Origin of the sequence: Bacteroides mediterraneensis (assembly GCF_025993685.1) — a bacterium.
GTDB classification, from domain to species: Bacteria; Bacteroidota; Bacteroidia; order Bacteroidales; family Bacteroidaceae; genus Phocaeicola; species Phocaeicola mediterraneensis_A.
This window is the reverse complement of sequence record NZ_DAJPEN010000001.1, coordinates 1,380,212-1,402,149: the sequence shown is the minus strand read 5'-3', so window position 1 is coordinate 1,402,149 and position 21,938 is coordinate 1,380,212. Positions and strand designations below refer to the sequence as shown.

Below are 21,938 nucleotides of genomic sequence, written 5' to 3'. Positions count from 1 at the left end.
ACTCTATAAATCAGTATTATAAAGTTACAACAATTTTCACCAATCACCAAATTTACAACAACTTACATTTCGTCGAACTCACGTTAACATTATAGAATATCATCAATATGAAGAAAATTAAAGATTTATTATCCGAATTAGTTGTTGCTAAAGGTCCAGTGGCAGGAGACTATTCCGAGCATGTATTCGATGACCTACAGAAATTTTACGACCAAAGTTTTTTGCCGACAGGTGTGTGGGTACGTCAGGGAGACGTTATAGACTCCATCGAACTGACATATGGAAAAAAGGACTTTGCCCGTGGGAAAAGTCCTTTTTTCCATGGTGGGCCCAATGGCTATGATGCCTATTTTGAGCTGCCTATTGGTGATTTCATCCGTAAAATTGAGGTGGAATATGGTAAGTATCCTTTTTCACTGAGGCCGTCTCAGAGAACTAAAGATCAGATTATTCGTATTCGTATCACGACCAGTTCCGGTCTTGTTTCTAGCTGGTATGGCAATATATGTGGTAAAGGGGAACGCTTAAAAGGTAAACTCTTTACTATTGATGCAGGTGAGAATAATGTTATCTGTTGCTTATATGGCAGCACCGGTTTAAAAAACATGGAACTGCATAACTATCTACAGTCTGTGGGTGTACATTACATTTCATTCCTTGACGCAAAAAAAATACTTGGTCAATGATAAGATTCTTATCTGATATCAGATTCATAATACTGTTTGCGTTGCTGGTCGTTCCTTTCGGACAACCAGCAGCACAGATTGTTCGTGACACTCTGGCTATTATCAGCCTGAACGACTTTCATGGGTCTTTTGTCGAAAACAACGATATTCCTGGGGCGGGCAACGTATATTCTGCTATTAACGACCTAAAAAAGCGTTATCCTGCCAATATAGTTCTTTCAGATGGTGATAACTTTGGCGGAAGTTATTTCTCAGTTTTAACTAATGGAGGCTTACTACCTTCCTACTTCTCTACCCTTGGCATAAAATACTCAGCCATTGGCAACCATGAGTTTGACAATGGACAGGATTTCCTTAGCACCCTCGGCCGTGACACGATTCATTATCTTTGTTCAAATATTTTCTACGATGATACAGAAAAACTTCTTTCTTGTGCCAAGCCGTCAGCACTCATTGAAGTGATGATGCCTGATGGCAGTATAGGAAAGATAGGTTTGATTGGTCTCGTTGAAGCTGAGGCTAAAAAACAGTCAAAGGCCCAATACGTGAACAACCTGATTTTTTCTGATGCGTATGAGGCTTTACTAAAACGTGCTTCTGATACCCTCACCGCACAAGGAGCGGATTTTCAGGTATTGTTGGCTCATGTCGGTACAGCCATGGGACCTGACAAACGCCCGCAATGGACAAACACGTCAGTGGGGAAAAAATTACGTTCACTTCCACAAGCCATAAAAGGTATAGCTAGCGGTCATTCCCATCAGGTCGTTTGCGGTTATATGTATGATAACATTCCTGTAGTGCAAGGAGGAATCTCTGGCAAGTATATCGGTGTCCTTCGTTTTGCTTATGACAGGCAGAGCCACACATTTAAACCTGTCGACCCAATGGTGGTAAAGACAGGAGAACGCCCGGATGACAGTGCGGGTAGAATCAATATAGACAATACTCTTAACAAAATATGTTCTCACACGAAAATTGAGACCATAGACCTTTGCCTTAATGACACGCTAGCCCTCGTAAATGATACGATAATCCATAGTCGTAATGACAATAAAAGGCAGACAATGCTTGGCACATATGTCTGTATGGCGTATGCTGATGCATATCGTCGTGCAAAAGGACTGACAGACGATGTCCCAGTTCTGGCTTTCAGTCATTTCGGTAGTATCCGCCGTTCTCTTTACCCGGGTTATGCCACTGCATTGACTATAGGAGAACTTCTGCCCTTCAGTAACCATCTGCGAGTATACATGATGAAAGGGAAGGAAATATTCAAGCTCATAGAAGCGGGAATTCATAATTCTTTTGGATGTATACAGATGAACAATCTGGTAGTAGACACCATGTATTATGAAAATAAGACAAGAGTATTGAATGTTTATTATAACGTGCCTGACAGGGAATCGATAGCCTTGAGCAAGAATAAATTTTACCCAGTAGTAGTTGACGAATATATAGCTAACGGGGGAGACAATTACCCCAAGGCACTGTTCCCAGAAAACGAATGGGACAAGACGGTCTCTTTAGACGGGACGACCGAGGCTTTTCTAAAATTCATGAAGAAGATATATTACGATAAAAAAGAATCTTTGTCTTCGCAATCGCCTTATAAGGCTCGACTAAAATATTATCAAAATGGCTACTGACATCCGAAATTTTGACGCATCATTTCTTTTACCATTGGTTTTAACTGAAATCAAAGACATCAACCAGCCCACAAGTCAGATTTACTCTCTTGACCAATATGTAGACCTTGTCAGAAAGTACAATGTTTTTACGCTTTGCGACTCAAGCCTGGCTTTAAGTACAACGGAAAGAGAGTTGGAGAAGTGTGTCTATAACATAAAAGCTTCAACTATCGACTATACGTCACTGTTGAATAATCTCAGAAATCTGCAGACACGCTTATTGAACGAGAATGGCTATTGGATAGAAGTGTTTTTTCCAATCACCTCAATGATTATATATTATCTATACCGTAATTGGTCAACCAAAGATTCAGAGCGTGACAAAAATCTTGACGTTCTTTCATCCCGACAGGTCCTTAAGATGATAGGCGCAGAACTGGAAGTGCTTTTGAAAGGGGAACAAGCAAGATTCTGTAAAGCAATGAGACCGAAAATTAAAACCGGTCGAATAGCTATTCCCGAAGAGTTCATTTTTGCATATAAATACTATTATATCGACTTGGATGGCAAACGTCATTCACAATATAATAGCGAGAAAGAAAGGGATTCGGCTGTTGACAAATATCTTGCAAAATGCTATCTCAATTCTTGTGATTCTTCTAATTCGCTATCCTATACTAGTAATCTTATTGTTAAAAGACTTGTTGATGTAAATGTTTATGCAATTTAACGTGAGTTCGACGAATTCACAATAATGCAAGCTGTGTGTCAATAGTGCTCATAACATTGATACACGGCTTCTTAGGGAAGCAGCAATATGCAGCAATTGCACTCAAGAGGTTGACAATAAAATTATCAAAAGTTCTATACCTTGAATGCTCAACCTGTGCTATCTTTTTAAGTTCGTCATTAACGGTTTCTATAATGGCCCGTTTCCTGAGGAGTTGTTTGTCAGAAAGTGACAGCAATGCTCCTTTCATGTTGCTTTTCAAATTGGTTATAAGGTAAGCATCCGATAAAATAAGCAAATCGGACATAGATACCCAGAATCTCTTTTGACTCCCTGAAAGGTATAGGAAACGCCGTTCCCAGTGTAACTTTTGACTATGCAGGCGGGGATATTTGGCCATACAGTGGACCATACCTTTGTGGGGAACGTGGATCCCGTCATGGACGAGATTGAAGCCATCAAGGAAGTGCAGGCAGAGAAGCAGAAGAACAACGTCAAAGAACAGAATGTAGCACAAAAGAATTGAGATTTGAATAAAAATAGCGGTATCTTCTTTTGGTTTCGTTATTTTTCTTAGTATAATGGTAAATAATAGAATTTTATTATTATTTCTGTAAGTAGACTATCACAAGTAGTAACAGAAATCGACCGACAAAATGCTCGTGAAGCGCATCTGCGAGAAACTTCATTGTCGGAAGGAGATGTGAAGACCGCTATTGTCAGCCTGAGCAACATGGTGTAGATGAATGGAACCGAGTACCACTACCCTAAGAAAGATACGGCTTCCAGAGACAACAATGAAGGCGGAGAAGGCACGTTCGGCTAAGCCGAGCATTAAGAGTGTGGTCGCCATTCGGGTGGCTGCTCTCCAAAGAGGTTTAATTGAGTAATAATCTTAAAAAATTGATGGATATGTACGAGGCAAGACAAAATAAGGAGAAGGTTAGTAGGAGGATTGATAGTGCTGATGGTAGAGCGAGGCAGAGAGTGAAAATAGATAACAAAAGAATTTTGCGCGTTCAATTGATGCCTTCCTGTACCACTTTACAAGCAAAAAAAGATTTGACTTGTCATACAACAATATTATATGTTAATAAGGGGATTGGAATATTCTCTGCTTCTGCAGATGGTATGAACGATCCTGATGACTGCAAAGTAGTAGTTAATAAAATCAAGAATCATCCTCAAACGAAAGATTTAAAAGTAGACCAAAGGGCAGATCATTCGAATCAACCTGGGCAATGTGCAGAGCCACATTCTTTAGCGAATGCGTTAGAAAAATTGGAAGAAACCGATAAGATTATAGAAATTACACAAGGTCCTGCTAGATTTATAAAGGATTTTTATGATTATGGAGAAAAAGAAAGACTTGACGATCAGGAATTTAAACAATTACAGGCTAAATTTGGATATAAAAATCATCAATTTTGGAATGAAGTAAACAAAAGGAAAAAGTTGCAAGCAAGAAAGAGAGGAGAAAGAGTATTTGCAAAGAATAAAAAAATTGATGATACTTATCCACCTTGCGACACATGTAAGCAATGGTTACCACAATTATCAGACATCGGGAAAAAAGAAAAAGAGGAGTATTATAATGATATTAGTGCAAATGAATATAGTGCTGAAAGCGATAGATATGAAAAATATTCCAGTTCCGTTGTGGCGGATTTGTAATCCGGCGGTAATGAGTATAAGGATTTGCAATCCGCAACCATAAAGCAACCACATCTTTTGATAAAAACGGCTGCGTCTCGGCAATCTGCAAATTCATGCAAGCATGATTTGTCGTTGCTCTCGGCTTGTGTATTTTTTTGACATGCTGAAAGGGAATTTTCACTCTCTGCGAATGCATCAAGTGTCAGCCCGTTTTTTCCGAAGAGCGAAGGCTTACCCTTATCTCGCCCCAGCGACCGTATAACGGAAGTGAGCGTTCATAATGTAACAGAAATGTAACATCTACTCCGATTATTCCATTCAAATTGAAGGTATCATACGTTTTTAATTATTTATCGCTGTTTTTTCTTTGTCTAATTAGAAATAATATTGACATTTGCTCATGGAGATACTTCTGAATTGAAGATGTTATAGAAACATAATTAAAACAAGATATATAAATCTTATCAGGAGGGGTTAAAACAGAATGATGAATATTATCTTAGAATACCAATTAATTATTCCTAAATAGAATTAGGAATATCGTGAATATTTAATTTATTAATTAACTTTTAAACTTAAAATCGAATTATGAAAGTAGGTGAAACTTTTACAATTGAACGTGAGTGTAATCCAAGTACGGGTTTTTATTCAGTTCCAGTCCGTTTATCGGGTAATGTAGCCCTATTGGGAATTGATGTGATTAAACCAGACTTTCAAAAATGTGGAGAGCCTAATATACATCGCTATACATTCCAAGTCATTGCTCCGGGTAAAGCGGAAATTCAGTTTGCTCAGTATTGTCTTCATAAAGTTGAAAATGTTATTTATGAAGATGTGAAGTCTTTTGATGTTGAAGCAGATGGTTTAAAAAATAGCACTTGCGGAGGATGGTCTGATTATGAAGATCTCACAGACGAGGATATCAAAATGTTCAATGAGGCAATGGCTGGACATCTGGGAGTAACTTATACACCTTCGAAAGTTTCCAAACAGATTGTGAATGGAATTAAATGCCGTTATGTATGCATAGGTCGTCTTGCTACATTGGGCAAAGAGACATTCCCTGCAATAGTAGAGATTTATTATCCTACTGATGGTAGTAAGCCAAGTGTGGAAATTAAAAGAGTTCTGCTGTAACCAACAGTTTAACTAATTTAAAGTATACATTTATGCAGCCGCTGTTATAAATTTATAGCAACGACTGCTGTATAATTATCGGAGGCTTACATATTTTAAGATCGGCTCCTTATAGTTAACTGATACTTATGTTAAGAGATTCGGAACTGCAATCTTTGACCTGTCACATTAACAAACACCAAATCTCCGGTAATCATCAAATCGTCTTCCATTCCATAACCGTCGAGAGCATTGTCAAGCATAATGTAAGCGTCTGAACCGTCGGTAACCACGGTGTCCTGTACTTCTCTTGTGGCAAATACTTTGGAGAAATTCTTTTCGGCACCACCATCAGACTGTCTTATAGACAAGTTCTGAGCGTATTGAATTTCAATACCTCCCCTAAGAGTAAGCATCCGATAAAATACACATTGTAAAGCCCTCCACCCTTCCGTTACTTTGCCAATAAAAAAGCCATGAAACGAATAATGAGTAAAGAAGAGTTCCTGTCTGTTTATGAGTAAGCATTCGGAAAATCTGAATGATGTCATCGCCCGAATGCCTTATCACAAAAAGGAGACTCAGGAGGAACTGCTGGAACTCAAGAGGAGGAAGCCGGCAACCGGTGCTGACTACAACATATAGGTTCAACAAAAGAATAGCGACTGCAACTATTAGATTTATAGTGACAGTCGCTATTGTTGTATATATAGGTTTAACACCTGTCGTTGGCCGAATGCTTACTACTAACGAAACATTTTTTAAAAGAAAAACAATCAGATTAATTATTTTTTTCTAACTTAGAAACGTAATTAAAGCAAAACTACAACTTTGAAACACTAATAACCATATGAGAATACGTAGAAACAAAACACAGGCTGAACCAAGGTCTTCTGAAATCCGTATATTTGATGTCGCCGAGTTTTCCAAATATGACGGTCCCGGAATCAGAGTGGTCGTATTCTTCCAGGAATGCCCGGTACGCTGTGACTGGTGCCATTCACCACATTCGCAAAGTTACCAATCTCCTTTACTATACAATGAAAACCTCTGCTCGGGATGCCGGCGTTGCGAATCCGCCTGCCCCCATCAGGCGCACTCTTTTCCACAAGGAAAGCACAAAATAAACAGAAACTTATGCACTCAATGCGGCGCCTGTATAGAAAGCTGTCCGGCCAGCACAAAGGGGGTGAAGGGAAGCGCATTGCACCTGCCTACACAAACTCTTTTTGTGAATGATTTGTTTGAGCAAATAGAACCATACCTTGCTTTTACCAAAGAGAAAGGCGGAATCACACTATCAGGAGGAGAAGCACTCATGCAACCGGAAGCCACAGCAGAACTGCTTTCTTTATGTAAGGAAAAAGGAGTTCATACAGCAGTGGAAACCTCCGGCCTGCTTCCTTTGGAACGTTACAGAAAAATATTGCCACTCGTAGATCTCTGGCTTTTTGGAATGAGGGTTATCGTAGGAAAAAATGAAATACGTCATGACCAGCAAATAGAACAGGTACTGAAACTTCTGAAGTCTGGAAATGCCAGAATCCTGCCTCGGATTCCCATGATTCCCGGATTCTTTGACCGGGAAGATGTGTGGAACAGTATCGGGAAATTATTGCTGCAGTACGATATAAAAGAAATAGCCCTGAATCCCTGGAACCGGAATTATACGCATTACTATCAGGAAAGCGGTTTGCCTCTACGCATGGCACCTCCGACTGAAGAGGAAATTAAATCGTGCGAAAATAAAATGAATCTTTTTACGAACCATTATAAACTACAGATTTATGAAAACTGAATTCGCTCACGAAATGTCACCCAGAGTTAAAAAACTCTATGACCAACTGATTAATCGTGCCCTCAACGACCGTTCTGAAGAATGGTTTACACCTGAAATGTTTCAGAACGTTATTGAAGATAAAGATCCGAACGAACGTTTCCCGCTTTGGGATCCCATTGAAAAGTGTTCGGTCATTGTACGTAGAGCCCTGGCCATAAACCGAATGCTCATTGCCATGACAGATGAGCAAAACAGCCGAAAGACACACACTGCCGAAATTGCCGACGGTGACCTGTTGTTAGGTAATATGCCCATGGGATCCAACGGACTGGGCAAAATGTTTCCACGTTTCCTTACTGAGGACGAACTGCGCGCCGGATCAATTACGAACCGTAATGCCGCTTCTCTGTTCGGACACAACACCATGAACTATGAGGAACTCTTACGAGACGGACTGCAAGCAAAAATCAATGATTGCATCAAAAAACTGGATCAGCTCGCTCCGACCATCAATAAAATGAAAGAAGAAGAGGCCGAAGCAAGAAAGGTATACGAAGATATAAAAAACAAGGTACCGAAAGAAAATACTGAGCGTAAAAATGCCTTACGCACCTTGCGTGAAAAAGACACGGAACTGATTTCACAAAAACGTAAATTCGATTTTTACTGGGCCGTAAAACTTTCCTGCAAGGCCGTTCTTGACTACGCACAACGTTTCGCGGTCCTGGCGGAAAAGAAAGCTGCCCAGTATCCTGACGGAACAAAAGAGCAAACGGAATTACTGGAACTGGCTCGCATTGCCCGTAAGGTTCCGGCACAGCCTGCTGAAACATTCCATGAGGCAATGCAAAGCATCTGCTTTTTCCACATTGCGCTCCATGCCTCCATGAACTTTATTTCTTTGGGAAGACTGGATCAGGTTCTGAATCCTTATCTGCAAAAAGAAACAGACAAAGAAAAGGCTCTGGAAATATTTGAATGCTTTATCCTGAAATGCGCGGCACGCCTGAACCTGACTTCTAATTTTCTGATCAAACAGGATCATGTGGATTATGCAACCGTATTGGGTACCCATCCTTATTATATCGACCAGAAAGCCGGAGTAAACAACTTTCTGCAGAATATAATCGTTGGTGGAAAAAAAGCAGACGGATCGGACGCTACCAACGAATGTACTTATTTTATATTACAAGCTATCGAGAATGTTAACCTGCCGGCACCGGGTATCTATGTACGCATTCATAAAAACAGTCCTAAGGAACTGATCAACAAAATAGCCCGGTCGCTGTTCCGTACCAGGAACAATCCTTCGGTACTTAATGACGAAGTTATGATACCGGCTCTTTACCATGCACTGATGCAGGACGAAAAGAATGTACCTGAAGTACAAAAGAATATGATGGAACTGGCTAACGACTATTGCGTAGACGGATGTTGGGAACCGATCCTAAACGGTAAATCTGACTGGACCTTTACCATGTTGGTAGGACTACAGGCCGTAGAATCTGCCTTGAACCAGGGAGCATCCCTGAAAAAAGACGAGGCTCTGTTCCGAGGAGCAAAAGTATCGCCCACAACCCCCGTACCTAAAAGCTTTGACGATTTGATGAAATACACAGAACAGCATCTGCAGTTTTTTGTAGACCAGGCCGTCATGTCGCTCTTTATGTATTACATGATTGATGAGAACGCTGCTCCTTCTCCTCTATTCTCCGCATATCTTGAGGGATGCATGGAAAAAGGAGCCGACAAAGCCTCTGGCGGTGCCAACCATAATCTGGCCGGAGTGGTACTCGGAGCTGTACCGGATATGGTCAATGAACTGGCAGCCATCCAACTCTGGGTATTTGAAAAGAAGAAATATTCTTTAGAACAGGTGTGTGAAGCCATCCGAGAGAATTTCGGAGTTGACAATAATAACCTTTCACCGGAAAAACTGGAACTTTACAAATCGATCCAAGTGGACTTTGATACAAACTCTCCAAAATTCGGAGATAATGATGTAGATGCAGACCGAATAACCTGTGATATTCTGGATATGTTCTACCGATGTGTGGAGAAATCCGCTTCCTTCGGCAAAAAACTATTCCAGGATGAAGCCCCGGAACGGGAATGGAGACGCATCGCTTCCTTACGAGCCTTGGCCGGATATTATGGTTTGCCATTGGGCATGACCTTCAATATCAAAATGAAAATTACAGCCGGATTCGGAACCTTCGAACAATATAATTGGCAAGGCCGGAGTGCGGCCGCTTCTCCCAATCGGCTTACGGGAATGCCTATAGCCCCCAACTTCTCACCGGTTCCCGGTACAACTCATGCGGGAATCATGGGAGTAATAAACTCTTTGTCTAAATTCCGACTGGAACGCTTCGCCGCAGGAACCATTACGGACATCTGTCTGGAAGAGGACAATACGACACCGGAAATCATCTCTGAAATACTTTGGGACTTCATACGCAAATATGGAGCGATGATGACAATAGCTGTCGGAAGCAGCGAAAAATATAAGGAAATCTATGAAGCCGTAAAAGAATCCATGAACATGGATGGAGCAAAAGCAGCCCAAAAACTGGCTCCTTATGCCAATATCAATGTACGCATCGGAGGTTGGCAGACACCGTTTATCACACTGCCTCTGGATCATATGGAAAACTATATCAAACGGCCTGTAGAAAAATAAACTCTTTTAAAAAAAACAATAAATTTACAGAATCATGAAAAAAGGAACCAACAAAGTATGGGCGATATTGTTCGCAACCGCAACATTGTTCGCCTGCCAAAACACTCCGAAAACAGATCCTCTGCCCTCATGGAACAACACCGAAATCAAACAGCAATTGATTGAATTTATAGGTGATAAAGCCTCCGCCATACCGGAAGAGGACCGGATCGCCGTATTCGATATGGATGGAACAATAGCCTGCGAGACACCGCTCTGGTTTGAAATAGCCGTAGCTGCTCAGAAAATGGCAGAAAAGGCAAAAGAAAATCCTGCCTTACTGAATCTGACCGAATACCAATACGCACAAAAATTATCGGAGAACCCCAACGATACTACCGTCCTGAATCATTGGAATGTTAATGGTGTCAATTATATGGATTCCGTGATCATGAAAGCTTTTGAACAAATAGATCACGAAACGTATATCCAATATGCCCATAAATTTCTGACCGAAAACAAACCATACAAATATGGAAAGCATTACGCGGACCTGTTCTATCAACCCATGCTGGAACTCATCGATTATCTTAAAGAGAAGAAATTCCAAATCTACATCGTATCCGGATCTGTTCAAGGAGTGGTATGGAGTATCTGCCCGCAAACAATAGGACTCGACCGGCAACATCTGCTGGGAACAAACCAGACCATACAACCGGTATATACACAGAACGGAACAGAATACCGCATCCAGAAATCTATCTACCAGCCTAAAAATGACGGCAATGGAAAAACTTGTAATATTTACAGCCATCTGGGGAAAACACCGGTTATGGCAGTAGGAAACACCACTGGAGACTTTGGTATGTTCCATCTGGTTTCTACCAGCAAATATCCTCATCTGGCCATGATGATCAATCATGATGATGCCGAACGGGAATATGCCTATGAACCTTATCACGGCACCGCCGTACCACATTGGAAGGATTCTCTTCGAATCAACCACTGGCTTCAGGCTGACATGTCTAAAGAATTCAAGACTGTATGGATGAACCGGTCTAAATAAGCCGGACAAAATAGAGCGAATAACTTTACGCAAGCTTCCGGTAAAGTACGTATTGCAAAATAGAAATAATCAGTCCCGATTCGGTACGATTCATTCAGATTCGTCTCCGAGTCGGGACTAATGGAATAAAATGATCCCATTATCCCCTACTTTCTCAATCACCAATCAAATAATTTTCTTAACCAGTTTACAAAAGTCATACACAATTCTCCATCTGTACTTAATATCTGTTTCGTAATCGCTGTCCCCATGGCTGTACCAGGTTCATCTTGCCATGCCAGCCACGATGAATACGAGCTTTGGAATGATGTGCCTTTTTATAATTGTTTATTCCTTCCGTTTCAATCGCAGACAATACTTCATCAGCTTTGGTCAACAATACATCTTTTTCCGGCTCTGGAATCATAAAAGATATAAAATCCTCCAACATGCCGTTCAATAGATTGTTTGGCATTATCCGTAATCCGAATATAATCTGCTCTTCATCATCGGGAACACATATCAATTCCTTCTCTGGCAAATTCTCCGTAACAGATGAGTAGAATCCGCTTTTTGACAAGATATTACGTATCGAAGTAATGCCCTTCTAGGTTTTCATCAGCATCCACAATTACTCCCAATCGTTTCAGAGTATTCGTGCTTTTCAACATTGTAGGAAGTGATAATATAATTTGGCTATACGAGTTTTTGGCTATGACTTCAAATGTCTCTTTTAGACTTAGCTTTTGAGCCAGATTCCAGATTACGTGTTGGTCGTTCTTTCCCTCTATGAAATACAAAATTGTCTATTAACTTTGCATCATCACTTCTAAGGCAAACTGGCCTCAGACACACTCTAGCGACTGTAACTATTAGATTTATAGTGACAGTCGCTATTGTTGTATTATATATAGGTTTAACACCTGTAGTTTAACAAATGCTTATGTGTAGCTTACTGGAGGCTTACGCTTCATTTCATATACAGCTTTGTCTGGTTCCACGCTCCCGAAACGTCGTCGGGTACGAAATCCTTTTCCGGGTCGTCCTTGTATTCCGCCCACTGCGACTTCGACCATACGAAATTCTCGCCCTTGAACGGGGCCACGCCATAGCGCATCCAGAAAGATACGCACCCGCCTTGCTCGCAAGAAGTGAACGTCAGACTGTCGAGCAGTTCGCACACCTTGTACGCAGAAAATGCCTTTGCGTCAACAGCACCGTCAGGAATTGTCTTCGGGTATTCCGTGGTGCCTGTGCCGATGTCCCAGCGACCACAAATGGAAAGCGGCTCGTCATCCGAAATGTAGGTTATCAACTCCTTGGCATCCTCCATATTCTTCACTTTACCAATCATGTTGAAGAACTGGACACGGCGCATGGGCCTGTTGTCAGTGGATGCCAAGTCGTATGCGATTTTCTTAATGACAGGGTAATTCACCCCCAAGATGTACTCACCCGTCATCAGGTGATTGTCGTAATCAAGGTTCATATCGAACTCTTCGCCGGTAGAGAACATACCTGTCAACGATCCGTCTTGTCCGCTCCTCAACATGCCGAACCGCTTGTAACTCATTTCAATCAAGGCCATCTCCTTTTTCCTTGCGTCTATGACCATGTAGCCGTTCAGGTAGGTGCCTGTGTTGTCGGCTGAAAGGTATTCATAAAAGTCGTCTATGCTTTGGGCGAACATCTCAGCGGCGGCAGAACGCCAACACAACCACACGCCCTCTGCAGTCGGCTTGTTGTAAGAGTACCTGTGCGTGGTTTCGTTGAAGCATATCCCATGACCGTTGAAACCAAAGTCCATGTTGCTGCCCACTTGACCGAAGCAGTAAGAGTTCTGGGTGATAAACTCGGGATTTTCATCGCCAATGACGTATGATATTGTATGCGATTGCGAGAGGAAACCGCACCAACTGTTATGCGTCCAGACGATGTCGCCGCCCAAGGTACGTTTGGCAAAGGCCGAACAATGGTCAGGCTTTGTCAGGCCGTATGTGCTTTCCAATGAACTGGCCGCAACATCCATCAAGTCCATCTGCGTGTTGATGAAATAGAGATCGCCGAAAGTCACCTCATCGTCGCCGTAGCCTAACTTCATGCCTTGCTGTGGCGTGTACACGTCTTTTTTCACTTTGTCCAAGTCTCTGTAATGTTCCAATGTCAATCCGTCAAAGACACCCCACAGGCGGAAGAACAATCTCTCTATCGCCATGGCACATCTGCCCTTTAACGGATCAAGCCTGTTCCCTTCAATCCATTTGATTGTATGGTTATAATTGACCGTCAACAGGCCTGAGGCTCTCTCCAGCTCGGTAGTTGGCGGAAGTTGCTTGGGAAATGTGTGGCCCGTGTCACATAAAAACGAGTTCTTCCATGTGTTATTACGTGCGGCCTTTATCATGTCAACGCCTTGCAGCTTGCCCTGAATGAAACCGGCGTAATATTCGTTCAGAAGTACCAAAAAGGGATGGCGACATATAATACTGAAATTCCAGCAGTTATCTGTCATTGCTGCATAGCCGACGCAAAAAGCATTCAGCATGTACTTTCTTTCTTGTAATTTCTTCTCCATATTTTATAGAATTAAGTTATTAACTAATACTTATGTTAAAAGAGTCGGCACTGCAATCTTTGGCCTGTCACATTAACAAACACCAGATCTCCGATAATCATCAAATCGTCTTCCATTTCATAATCGTCGAGAGCATTGTCAAGCATAATGTAAGCGTCTGAACCGTCGGTAACCACGGTGTCCTGTACTTCTCTTGTGGCAAATACTTTGGAGAAATTCTTTTCGGCACCACCATCAGACTGTCTTATAGACAAGCCCTGACCGTATTGAACTTCAAGACCTCCTCGAAGAGAAATCTTCAGGTTGTTACCAATTGCTTCAATCATGATATGTGAGTTAAGGTATAATGGCTTATCAAGCATTCTCTTGGTAAAGTAACCAAGACATGAAATAATTCCTGAGCCACCATTGGAACATTGTGTTTCGTAGGATGTAGGGGATGAAGTAAGCCCGAATCTTGTTGCATTATATTTAGCGGCTTTGTTGAAATCTTCTGTTACATCAATTTTAGAGAAAGGTCTCAACAGAATCTGCTGTCCGGCAAGGTCTTTGCCTTTACAAGGCAAGTTCAGAGTAAAAGATTCGTTAAGAGATGGGTTAATTACATATAAATGACCGTCCTCGTGTGCAAACTGTATCATTGATTCCTCTCCATTGTCGTTCGTTCCAAGGCTTACCTTATAACAGCCTGAAGAAACACCATCGTTTGCAGAATTTCCGAATACAGCTTTAAAAGCTCCCATTGCTGCTTTACCTATTGTGGGTTGTGCAGATTTAATCATGTCAAATACACCATTGGCGATAGCCTCATTGTAGCGTAATGTTTTAAAATCCTTTTTTCCCATTTTTTTAGTTTTTAATGTTCAAATAATACTTGTTGCAAGCTTATGCATATTCCGGCGGATACCCGTTCAATCCCCAGTTAGTATTCAGTATCATTGGCAAATTTAAGATTTATTTCTTAAGCTTCTCCTTTGAGGTGAAATTTTATTGCCTTATGCAGGCTTCTGCAATGAGTTCGCTTTGGAACACATCATATCAAGTGCAACGAGAAGCTGGCTGGTCAAGATAAATGCTTTCCGGTTGTAGCGGTCATCTATGATCTGTTTATTGCTTGCCACCTGCAAGGCAAACTCTTCCTGTCAACTTTATACTGGCTGACAAGAAGAGTTTGCTGTTTTATGAATCTACAATGTTACTTTATCGGAGGCTTACAGAAAAGGTATCGGCCTCACTTATTTCACTAACCCCGTCATGCAATAAGGGTTCTCATTGAAAGCTTTCCAGTCTTTTTCCAATTGTTCTTTACACTGGAGTAATATTTTAGCGTTGCTTCCGTTAGAGAATTTGATGTCGGCTTCAATCTTTCTTACATACTTAAGCAGATTCATGCACACCGAATACTGTCCTGCGGCAATCAGAACTTCTGGAATATTATTCTTGAAATCCTCGCTTGTGAACCATAGAGTGGTGCCGAAACCAAGAGCCTTGGCTGAATTTTCCTTAAGCTTATCCGACGGATTGAACATATCACAGTTCTGTTGGGCAACGGTAGAATTGATAATATTGGCAATAACCCTTCCGTTCCATTTGTCATCTCTGTAAACCCTGTCATAGCTCAGTCCCCTCACGCGCTTCATGAAAATGGACTGTGTAAGAAGCATCAGGCAATTCAGCCTGTTGGCCAGGAGAGTGACAACCTCCGAAATTCTCAAATCCATCAGATAATCGGTTTTCCCTTCCATGACAGTGCCTTTCAGAAGATTGTCAATCCACTTTCTCATAGATTTGAGAGGGAAAAGCCTTTTAAGCTTGATTCTTCCTATAAGTTTTGGCATAGAAACTGTGGAAGGTGAGTATGGAGTAAACTTTCCGGTAGATACATCAGAAATTATAATAAGGTCGATTACCGCTCTGTCGTCAGGAGAATTAAGTTTCTTTTCCAACTGCTGTTCTGCAAGAAGAATTGAGTCAATGCCCTGGTTGTCATCTATACCGCCATCCATGATGCCGATTTCAGGCAGTTTATCCACTCCCTCCACACCGACAAGATTAAACGTATCCGGAAACATCATAGGCTCAAAACCACCCGGAAAACAAGAAGAACATGCCAGAATATCCCCCAGTTTGATGCGTCTTGCTATATTACGCGGAATACTGTACTTTCCATTACCTACAAAGCCATATTCAAATTTCTCGGTAGAATCTACCTTATCGGTAAACTGGAATCTGAAAGGCAGGCCGTTGTTGAAATCGGTGGCATTTGCCGCAATCTGATGCAAGTTGTCATTTCTTTCTACATAATCCATCAGCAAACCGGCCTCTGCACCGTGAAACAGTTTATCGTTATATACAGCGGCCATAGCCTTGATAAGAGAGTCCGGATTGGAAGATAGCCGGGAAAGTCCGTCTGTTACCAAATCTTCATTTGTAAGAAAATGATACAGTTCGCTCCAGATTTCAGAGTTTTCAACGTTTCCGTTTTCTGCCTTTTTCATCATGTAGAAGAGGCCTGTAATGGAACCGCCTGAAACTGTAGAAATTGCTATAATAGAATCTATAAGAGATTTTCCACCTATTTTAATGGAATCCATGTACGACAGGACCCCTAAGTGGAATGTAGCTGCCCTATATCCGCCTCCCGACAATGTAAGGGCAACATTCAGTCTGTTGCATAATGTATTGTCCATAATAAATGTATTAATCAGGTTTAATATATAATGACGTGTAAATATAGTGTTTTTTTATTTTCGTAATATCAGAAAATATTTTGTTTAAAAAGAAAGAGGCTTCGATCATGATATGTGAGTTAAGGTATAATGGCTTATCAAGCATTCTCTTGGTAAAGTAACCAAGACATGAAACGAGAGCTGACGAAATAGATTGGGAAAATTTGAAACCGCTTTTCAACCTTTGTAGTGTCAGGACAACGGTCGTCCCGTCATGCAATCCGCTTAATGTGTGGGTTCACTACCTTATAAATGAGTGTTTATATATGGATATACGGGTTTATCGGAGGCACACGAAAGAATGGATATATAAAGAGAAGATAACTGAGAAAGTAAGATAAAAAGCGAGAAGGTAAAAGCAAAGGGACAAGAAGGAAATTAACTCTTCACTTTTATTTTTCAATAAATGAAAAGTATGTTTCATTCCGTATTTTTATTACCTTTGTGAATAATCGTAGAAAATAAAAATGCAACTTACTCATTTCTTTTATAAAGAATCTCTCATCGGGACAAGGGACAGTGAGAACTTCTACCTTATTTACAACGTAGGAAATGACCAAACCGTAATGAGCAAGATGCTGAAAGAAGCTCCACGCCTCCTGAACAACGGATATGACTTGATTGTGGGACTGAATGACATGTACTGTGACAATTATCATATCTGCGTAAAGAACAGACAAATTGACTCAAAAGTAAATGAAAAATTCAAAAACACGCGAAATGATATTATTCATAAACAGGGACTTGACAAAGTGATGAAATCGCACTTTGCCATCATGGAGGTGGAAGCTTGGTTCTTAGGCATGTACAGTTACCTGCAAAAGATAACGGACGTTTCTGACAACAATCGTACACGTTAAATATTTAAATAGAGAACAATATGGGAGAATATAAGACACCCGGCGTTTACATCAAGGAGAAAAACGCTTTCGGAAACTCCATAGTGGTAGCCGAAACCGCCATCCCGGTATTCATCGGGCTGACCGAAAAAACACAGAATGGAACGGAATCCTTACAGAACAAGCCTGTCCGGATTTCATCGATGCTGGAATATGAACTGTATTTCGGAGGACCGCAGATACACCGCTTTGACATAGCTGTAACGGATGCAGTCACGGAATCGGCCACAGCTTCAGTGAAATTTGGAGAAAAAATACTTCAGGCGACACTGAACAACAAACATTGTACGCTGTACTATCACATGAGGCTGTTCTTCGCAAACGGCGGCGGCACCTGCTATATTGTGTCGGTGGGCGATTATGCCACGGGTACCCTCGACAAGGATATCGTGAACAATAGGGTATTGCCTGCGCTGGAAATGGAAGCGGGAATTACCCTGCTCGTCATTCCCGAAGCGGTGGAAACAAACGGATATGCCGACTTCTACACGACCATGCTGTCACACTGCGCCGCAAACAACCGTTTCGCCATTCTGGATGTGCCCCAAAACGGGAATATGGAAGACTTCCGCACCAAGGTGGGGAACAATTTCCTGGCCTATGGAGCCGCCTATTATCCGTGGCTGGAAACAACGGTTTTGTCGGACAACGACATTGACGGGGAGGTGATGAACCTGGATATCTCCAAAGATTTTAAAACCGGCAATGACCAGCTTGATGCTTATATACAGGGAGAAACCGACGAAATAAAGAAGAATGACAGCGACGGGCCTTTGCATCGCAACAACCTGCACAATGCACTGATGCAGAACCTTCCTGAATACAGGGCGCTGGCAAAGAAAATCAAGGACTACCTGAACCTGCTTCCGCCTTCGGCAGCCATGGCCGGACTATACAAAATGGTAGACCAGACCCGCGGCGTATGGAAAGCGCCGGCAAACGTCTCACTGAACTACGTGGACAGACCGGCGAAAGACCTTGACGATGACGAGCAGGCCAACCTGAACACCCCGATGACGGGAAAGGCAATCAACGTGATACGCATGTTCCGTGGAGAAGGCGTAAAGGTGTGGGGAGCACGCACACTGGACGGCAACTCGCTGGACTGGCGGTATATCAACGTGCGACGTACGGTGAGTTTCCTGGAGATTTCGGTGAAGAACGCCGCACGTGCCTACGTGTGCGAGCCGAACGACGCGAATACCTGGAGCAACATGAAGAGCATGATAGAGAATTTCTTGCGCATTGTGTGGAAATATGGCGGACTGGCCGGAGCCACTCCAGAAGACGCATTCGAAGTACATGTGGGATTGGGCGACACGATGACGGGTGATGACATACTGGAAGGTATCCTGCGCGTCACCGTACTGGTGGCAATGACGCATCCCGCCGAATTCATCGAAATCACTTTCCAACAGCAAATGCAGAAGAGCTGATAAAAACAGATAATCAATGGTATGACCGATAACGAATATCTATCTCGAACGTAGACGACATTTCCTGCAGCGAGGTGTCGGGCCTGGAAACGGTATTCGAGGAAATCACTTATCGCGCAGGCGACAGTCTGGTGTTCACCCTGCTGAAAATGCCGGGACTGAGAAAGACGGGCGACCTTTTATGAGAGATTCTTGTTCTTGGAAGATGGATTTCTCCGCGAAAAGGTGTAAAAATCAAAGAAAAAAGCCGATATTCGCAATTACAAACTTCACAAAGAGAACAAGGTTATACACAAATATGGAAAGAAAAACAGCACTAATCACGGGTATCACAGGACAGGACGGTTCCTTCCTGGCTGAGTTTTTATTGGAAAAAGGATATGACGTACACGGCACCATCCGCCGCTCGTCGGTAGACTTCCGCGAACGTATCGCGCATCTGGAGGGGAAACCGAACTTCCATCTGCATTATGCGGACCTGACGGACTCGATGAGTATGCTACAGGTGGTGAGCAAGGTGCGGCCTACGGAAATATACAACCTGGCGGCACAGAGCCATGTGCAGGTGAGCTTCGACTCGCCGGAGTTTACGGCCAACGTGGATGCCACGGGGGTGCTCCGGGTGCTGGAGGCGGTCCGTCTATGCGGTCTGACGGACACGTGCCGCATTTATCAGGCGTCTACTTCGGAACTTTATGGGAAGGTGAAGGAGGTACCGCAGAACGAGAACACGCCGTTTCATCCGTACAGCCCGTATGCGGTGGCCAAACTGTATGGTTACTGGATTGTGAAGGAATACCGCGAGGCGTATCACATGTTCTGCTGCTCGGGTATCCTGTTCAACCATGAATCGGAACGCCGCGGGGAGACGTTCGTGACGCGTAAGATTACACTGGCAGCGGCACGCATCGCACAGGGAAAGCAGGAGAAGCTGTATCTGGGCAATCTGGATTCGCTGCGTGACTGGGGGTATGCCAAGGATTACGTGGAATGTATGTGGATGATTCTGCAACATAAGACGCCGGAGGATTTTGTCATCGCGACGGGCGTGCAGCATTCGGTACGGGAATTCTGCTACCTGGCTTTCAAATATGTGGGCATCGAACTGGAATTCAGGGGTAAGGGTATCGACGAAAAGGGATACGACAAGGCGACCGGCAGGTGTCTGGTGGAGGTGAGCGAGGATTTCTACCGCCCGACGGACGTGGTGAACCTCTGGGGTGACCCGACCAAGGCCAGAGCGGAACTGGGATGGGACCCGAACAAGACTTCTTTCGAACAGCTGGTGAAGATTATGGTAGACTCGGATATGGCGAAGGTGGCCGTGGAAAAGGCGGGAGAGAAAATCCGCACGAACCTGGCAGAATATCTGGAGAAAGGAATCGTGAAATAATTAATAATTAAAAACGGGATTTTTCTACTGAGAAAGGGAGGCTTTTGATTATGTTGGACAAATCGGCAAAGATATATGTGGCGGGACACCATGGACTGGTGGGTTCTGCCATCTGGAACAACCTCAAGCAGAGGGGATATGACAATCTGGTGGGCCGCTCGCACAAGGAACTGGACTTGCTGGACCCGGTGGCGGTAAGGGAATTTTTCGACCGGGAGAAGCCGGATGCGGTGATTCTGGCGGCGGCGCATGTGGGGGGCATCATGGCCAACCTGCAATACCGTGCGGACTTCATCTACCAGAACCTGCAGATTCAGCAGAACGTGATTGGAGAGAGTTTCCGCCACGGGGTGAAGAAGCTGCTCTTCCTGGGAAGCACGTGTATTTATCCGCGCGAGGCGCCGCAACCGATGAAGGAGGAGGTGCTCCTCACCTCTCCGCTGGAGTATACGAACGAACCGTATGCCATCGCGAAGATTGCGGGGCTGAAGATGTGTGAGAGTTTCAACCTGCAATATGGCACGAACTACATCGCGGTGATGCCGACGAACCTCTATGGTCCGAACGACAACTTCCACCTGGAGAACAGCCACGTGCTGCCGGCCATGATTCGCAAGATTTACCTGGCCAAATGCCTGAACGAGGGCGACTGGGAAGCAGTGCGCAAGGACATCAGCCTGCGTCCGGTGAGCGTAATGCGCAACGGCGAGAAATTTGTGGTGGACGGCACATCGGACGAGAAAGACATTACGGAGGTGCTGGCGCACTACGGCATAGCTGCCGAAGCGGTGACCCTCTGGGGTACCGGAAAGCCGCTGCGTGAGTTCCTGTGGAGCGAGGAGATGGCGGACGCGAGTGTGCATGTACTGTTGAACGTGGACTTCAAGCAGACGTACGACGGCTCGGTGAAGAATGCCGACGGCATCACGGAAGTCCGCAACTGCCACATCAATGTGGGTACGGGCAAGGAGCTGTCCATCCGTGAGGTGGCGGAAAAAATCATGAAGGAAATCGGCTTCAAGGGGGAACTGCGCTGGGATGCGTCGAAACCGGACGGCACGCTGCGCAAGCTGACGGATGTGAGCAAGCTGCACAGCCTGGGGTGGCACCACAAGGTGGAAATAGACGAGGGTATCCACCGCCTGTATGAGTGGTACCTGAAGGGAATTTGCATTAACCATCAAACGGTTTGAATAAAAAAGATGAAAAGATATTGTCAGACACTAGAGCTCTATGACGACAAGGAGCTGATTGAGGCCTACGTGGCAGCACATGCGCACGTGTGGGAGGAAGTGAAGGCGGGCATCCGCGAAGTGGGTATTACCGACATGCAGATTTACATCGACGGGAACCGTCTGTTCATGATCATGGACACGACGGACGATTTTGATATGGAACGGGATTATGCGCGGCTGGCTACCCTGCCCCGTCAGGCAGAATGGGAAGCGCACATGGCGAAGTTCCAGAAAGCCGCGCCGGGTGCCACCTCACAGGAGAAATGGAAACTGATGGAACGGATATTCAAGCTGTAAGTCAATTAATAATTAAAAATTAAAAACGAGTGGGTGTTTTCCATTCACTATCATTGTTAATTCTTCAT

General features: G+C 43.4%; 21 protein-coding genes and 1 pseudogene. 15 read left to right on the top strand and 7 right to left on the bottom strand.

Annotated elements, in window-relative coordinates:
• Positions 1-107 precede the first annotated feature (107 nt).
• The 3 genes from OIM59_RS05625 to OIM59_RS05615 are packed head-to-tail and all read left to right on the top strand — an operon-like array spanning position 108 to position 3,047.
• The gene (locus OIM59_RS05625) at positions 108-686 is read left to right on the top strand and encodes a hypothetical protein (RefSeq protein WP_303895605.1); all 579 of its coding nucleotides are present in this window, start codon (positions 108-110) and stop codon (positions 684-686) included.
• Positions 683-2,335, top strand: coding sequence for a bifunctional UDP-sugar hydrolase/5'-nucleotidase (locus tag OIM59_RS05620; protein WP_303895603.1), 1,653 nt, complete (start codon positions 683-685; stop codon positions 2,333-2,335). The genes OIM59_RS05625 and OIM59_RS05620 overlap by 4 nt, the downstream gene beginning before the upstream one ends.
• Positions 2,325-3,047 (top strand): hypothetical protein, encoded by a 723-nt coding sequence (locus OIM59_RS05615; RefSeq protein WP_303895601.1) that lies wholly within the window; start codon positions 2,325-2,327, stop codon positions 3,045-3,047. Before OIM59_RS05620 ends, OIM59_RS05615 begins: the two co-directional genes overlap by 11 nt.
• A 16-nt stretch (positions 3,048-3,063) precedes the next feature.
• Here OIM59_RS05615 and OIM59_RS05610 read toward each other — a convergent pair whose 3' ends face one another.
• A complete protein-coding gene (locus OIM59_RS05610; RefSeq protein WP_303898174.1) occupies positions 3,064-3,354 on the bottom strand; it encodes a transposase in 291 nt (96 codons plus the stop codon).
• Positions 3,355-3,423: 69 nt separating this feature from the next.
• Between OIM59_RS05610 and OIM59_RS05605 the strand changes: the two genes are divergently transcribed.
• The 3 genes from OIM59_RS05605 (at position 3,424) to OIM59_RS05595 (ending at position 5,840) form a co-directional block, all read left to right on the top strand.
• Entirely contained in the window at positions 3,424-3,573 is a 150-nt protein-coding gene (locus OIM59_RS05605) for a hypothetical protein (protein ID WP_303898324.1), read from the top strand.
• 386 nt (positions 3,574-3,959) lie between these two features.
• On the top strand, positions 3,960-4,721 hold the full coding sequence (locus OIM59_RS05600) for a hypothetical protein (RefSeq protein WP_303895600.1): 762 nt from the start codon (positions 3,960-3,962) through the stop codon (positions 4,719-4,721).
• Positions 4,722-5,291: 570 nt separating this feature from the next.
• A complete protein-coding gene (locus OIM59_RS05595) occupies positions 5,292-5,840 on the top strand; it encodes a protease inhibitor I42 family protein (RefSeq protein ID WP_303895598.1) in 549 nt (182 codons plus the stop codon).
• Positions 5,841-5,971: 131 nt separating this feature from the next.
• Here OIM59_RS05595 and OIM59_RS05590 read toward each other — a convergent pair whose 3' ends face one another.
• The gene (locus tag OIM59_RS05590; RefSeq protein ID WP_303895596.1) at positions 5,972-6,190 is read right to left on the bottom strand and encodes a hypothetical protein; all 219 of its coding nucleotides are present in this window, start codon (positions 6,188-6,190) and stop codon (positions 5,972-5,974) included.
• A gap of 145 nt (positions 6,191-6,335) precedes the next feature.
• Between OIM59_RS05590 and OIM59_RS05585 the strand changes: the two genes are divergently transcribed.
• From OIM59_RS05585 to OIM59_RS05570, 4 genes are all read left to right on the top strand, one after another.
• A complete protein-coding gene (locus tag OIM59_RS05585; protein ID WP_303895595.1) occupies positions 6,336-6,464 on the top strand; it encodes a hypothetical protein in 129 nt (42 codons plus the stop codon).
• Positions 6,465-6,669: 205 nt separating this feature from the next.
• On the top strand, positions 6,670-7,617 hold the full coding sequence (locus tag OIM59_RS05580) for a glycyl-radical enzyme activating protein (protein ID WP_303895594.1): 948 nt from the start codon (positions 6,670-6,672) through the stop codon (positions 7,615-7,617).
• Positions 7,607-10,282, top strand: coding sequence for a pyruvate formate lyase family protein (locus OIM59_RS05575; protein ID WP_303895592.1), 2,676 nt, complete (start codon positions 7,607-7,609; stop codon positions 10,280-10,282). The genes OIM59_RS05580 and OIM59_RS05575 overlap by 11 nt, the downstream gene beginning before the upstream one ends.
• Before the next feature lie 34 nt (positions 10,283-10,316).
• Entirely contained in the window at positions 10,317-11,327 is a 1,011-nt protein-coding gene (locus tag OIM59_RS05570) for an HAD family hydrolase (protein ID WP_303895590.1), read from the top strand.
• A 158-nt stretch (positions 11,328-11,485) separates the two neighbouring features.
• On the opposite strand, the pseudogene OIM59_RS18685 reads toward OIM59_RS05570, so the two are convergent.
• From OIM59_RS18685 to OIM59_RS05550, 5 genes and pseudogenes are all read right to left on the bottom strand, one after another.
• Positions 11,486-11,847: pseudogene (locus OIM59_RS18685) on the bottom strand (DUF3226 domain-containing protein).
• A 43-nt stretch (positions 11,848-11,890) separates the two neighbouring features.
• Positions 11,891-12,106, bottom strand: coding sequence for a DUF3226 domain-containing protein (locus OIM59_RS18680; protein ID WP_369695917.1), 216 nt, complete (start codon positions 12,104-12,106; stop codon positions 11,891-11,893).
• A gap of 170 nt (positions 12,107-12,276) precedes the next feature.
• A complete protein-coding gene (locus OIM59_RS05560) occupies positions 12,277-13,881 on the bottom strand; it encodes a hypothetical protein (RefSeq protein ID WP_303895588.1) in 1,605 nt (534 codons plus the stop codon).
• 35 nt (positions 13,882-13,916) lie between these two features.
• On the bottom strand, positions 13,917-14,726 hold the full coding sequence (locus OIM59_RS05555) for a hypothetical protein (RefSeq protein WP_303895586.1): 810 nt from the start codon (positions 14,724-14,726) through the stop codon (positions 13,917-13,919).
• A gap of 390 nt (positions 14,727-15,116) precedes the next feature.
• The gene (locus OIM59_RS05550) at positions 15,117-16,571 is read right to left on the bottom strand and encodes a patatin-like phospholipase family protein (RefSeq protein ID WP_303895585.1); all 1,455 of its coding nucleotides are present in this window, start codon (positions 16,569-16,571) and stop codon (positions 15,117-15,119) included.
• Between the two features lie 506 nt (positions 16,572-17,077).
• Between OIM59_RS05550 and OIM59_RS05545 the strand changes: the two genes are divergently transcribed.
• The 5 genes from OIM59_RS05545 (at position 17,078) to OIM59_RS05525 (ending at position 21,870) form a co-directional block, all read left to right on the top strand.
• Complete coding sequence (locus OIM59_RS05545) at positions 17,078-17,470, top strand: hypothetical protein (RefSeq protein ID WP_303895584.1); 393 nt, start codon at positions 17,078-17,080, stop codon at positions 17,468-17,470.
• Positions 17,471-17,490: 20 nt separating this feature from the next.
• On the top strand, positions 17,491-18,945 hold the full coding sequence (locus OIM59_RS05540) for a phage tail sheath C-terminal domain-containing protein (protein ID WP_303895582.1): 1,455 nt from the start codon (positions 17,491-17,493) through the stop codon (positions 18,943-18,945).
• Positions 18,946-19,243: 298 nt separating this feature from the next.
• Entirely contained in the window at positions 19,244-20,338 is a 1,095-nt protein-coding gene (gene gmd, locus OIM59_RS05535) for a GDP-mannose 4,6-dehydratase (protein ID WP_303895579.1), read from the top strand.
• Between the two features lie 50 nt (positions 20,339-20,388).
• On the top strand, positions 20,389-21,531 hold the full coding sequence (locus OIM59_RS05530) for a GDP-L-fucose synthase (RefSeq protein WP_303895577.1): 1,143 nt from the start codon (positions 20,389-20,391) through the stop codon (positions 21,529-21,531).
• Between the two features lie 9 nt (positions 21,532-21,540).
• Positions 21,541-21,870: an L-rhamnose mutarotase gene (locus tag OIM59_RS05525; protein ID WP_303895575.1), complete on the top strand. Its 330-nt coding sequence runs from the start codon at positions 21,541-21,543 to the stop codon at positions 21,868-21,870.
• The last annotated feature ends 68 nt before the right edge of the window (positions 21,871-21,938 follow it).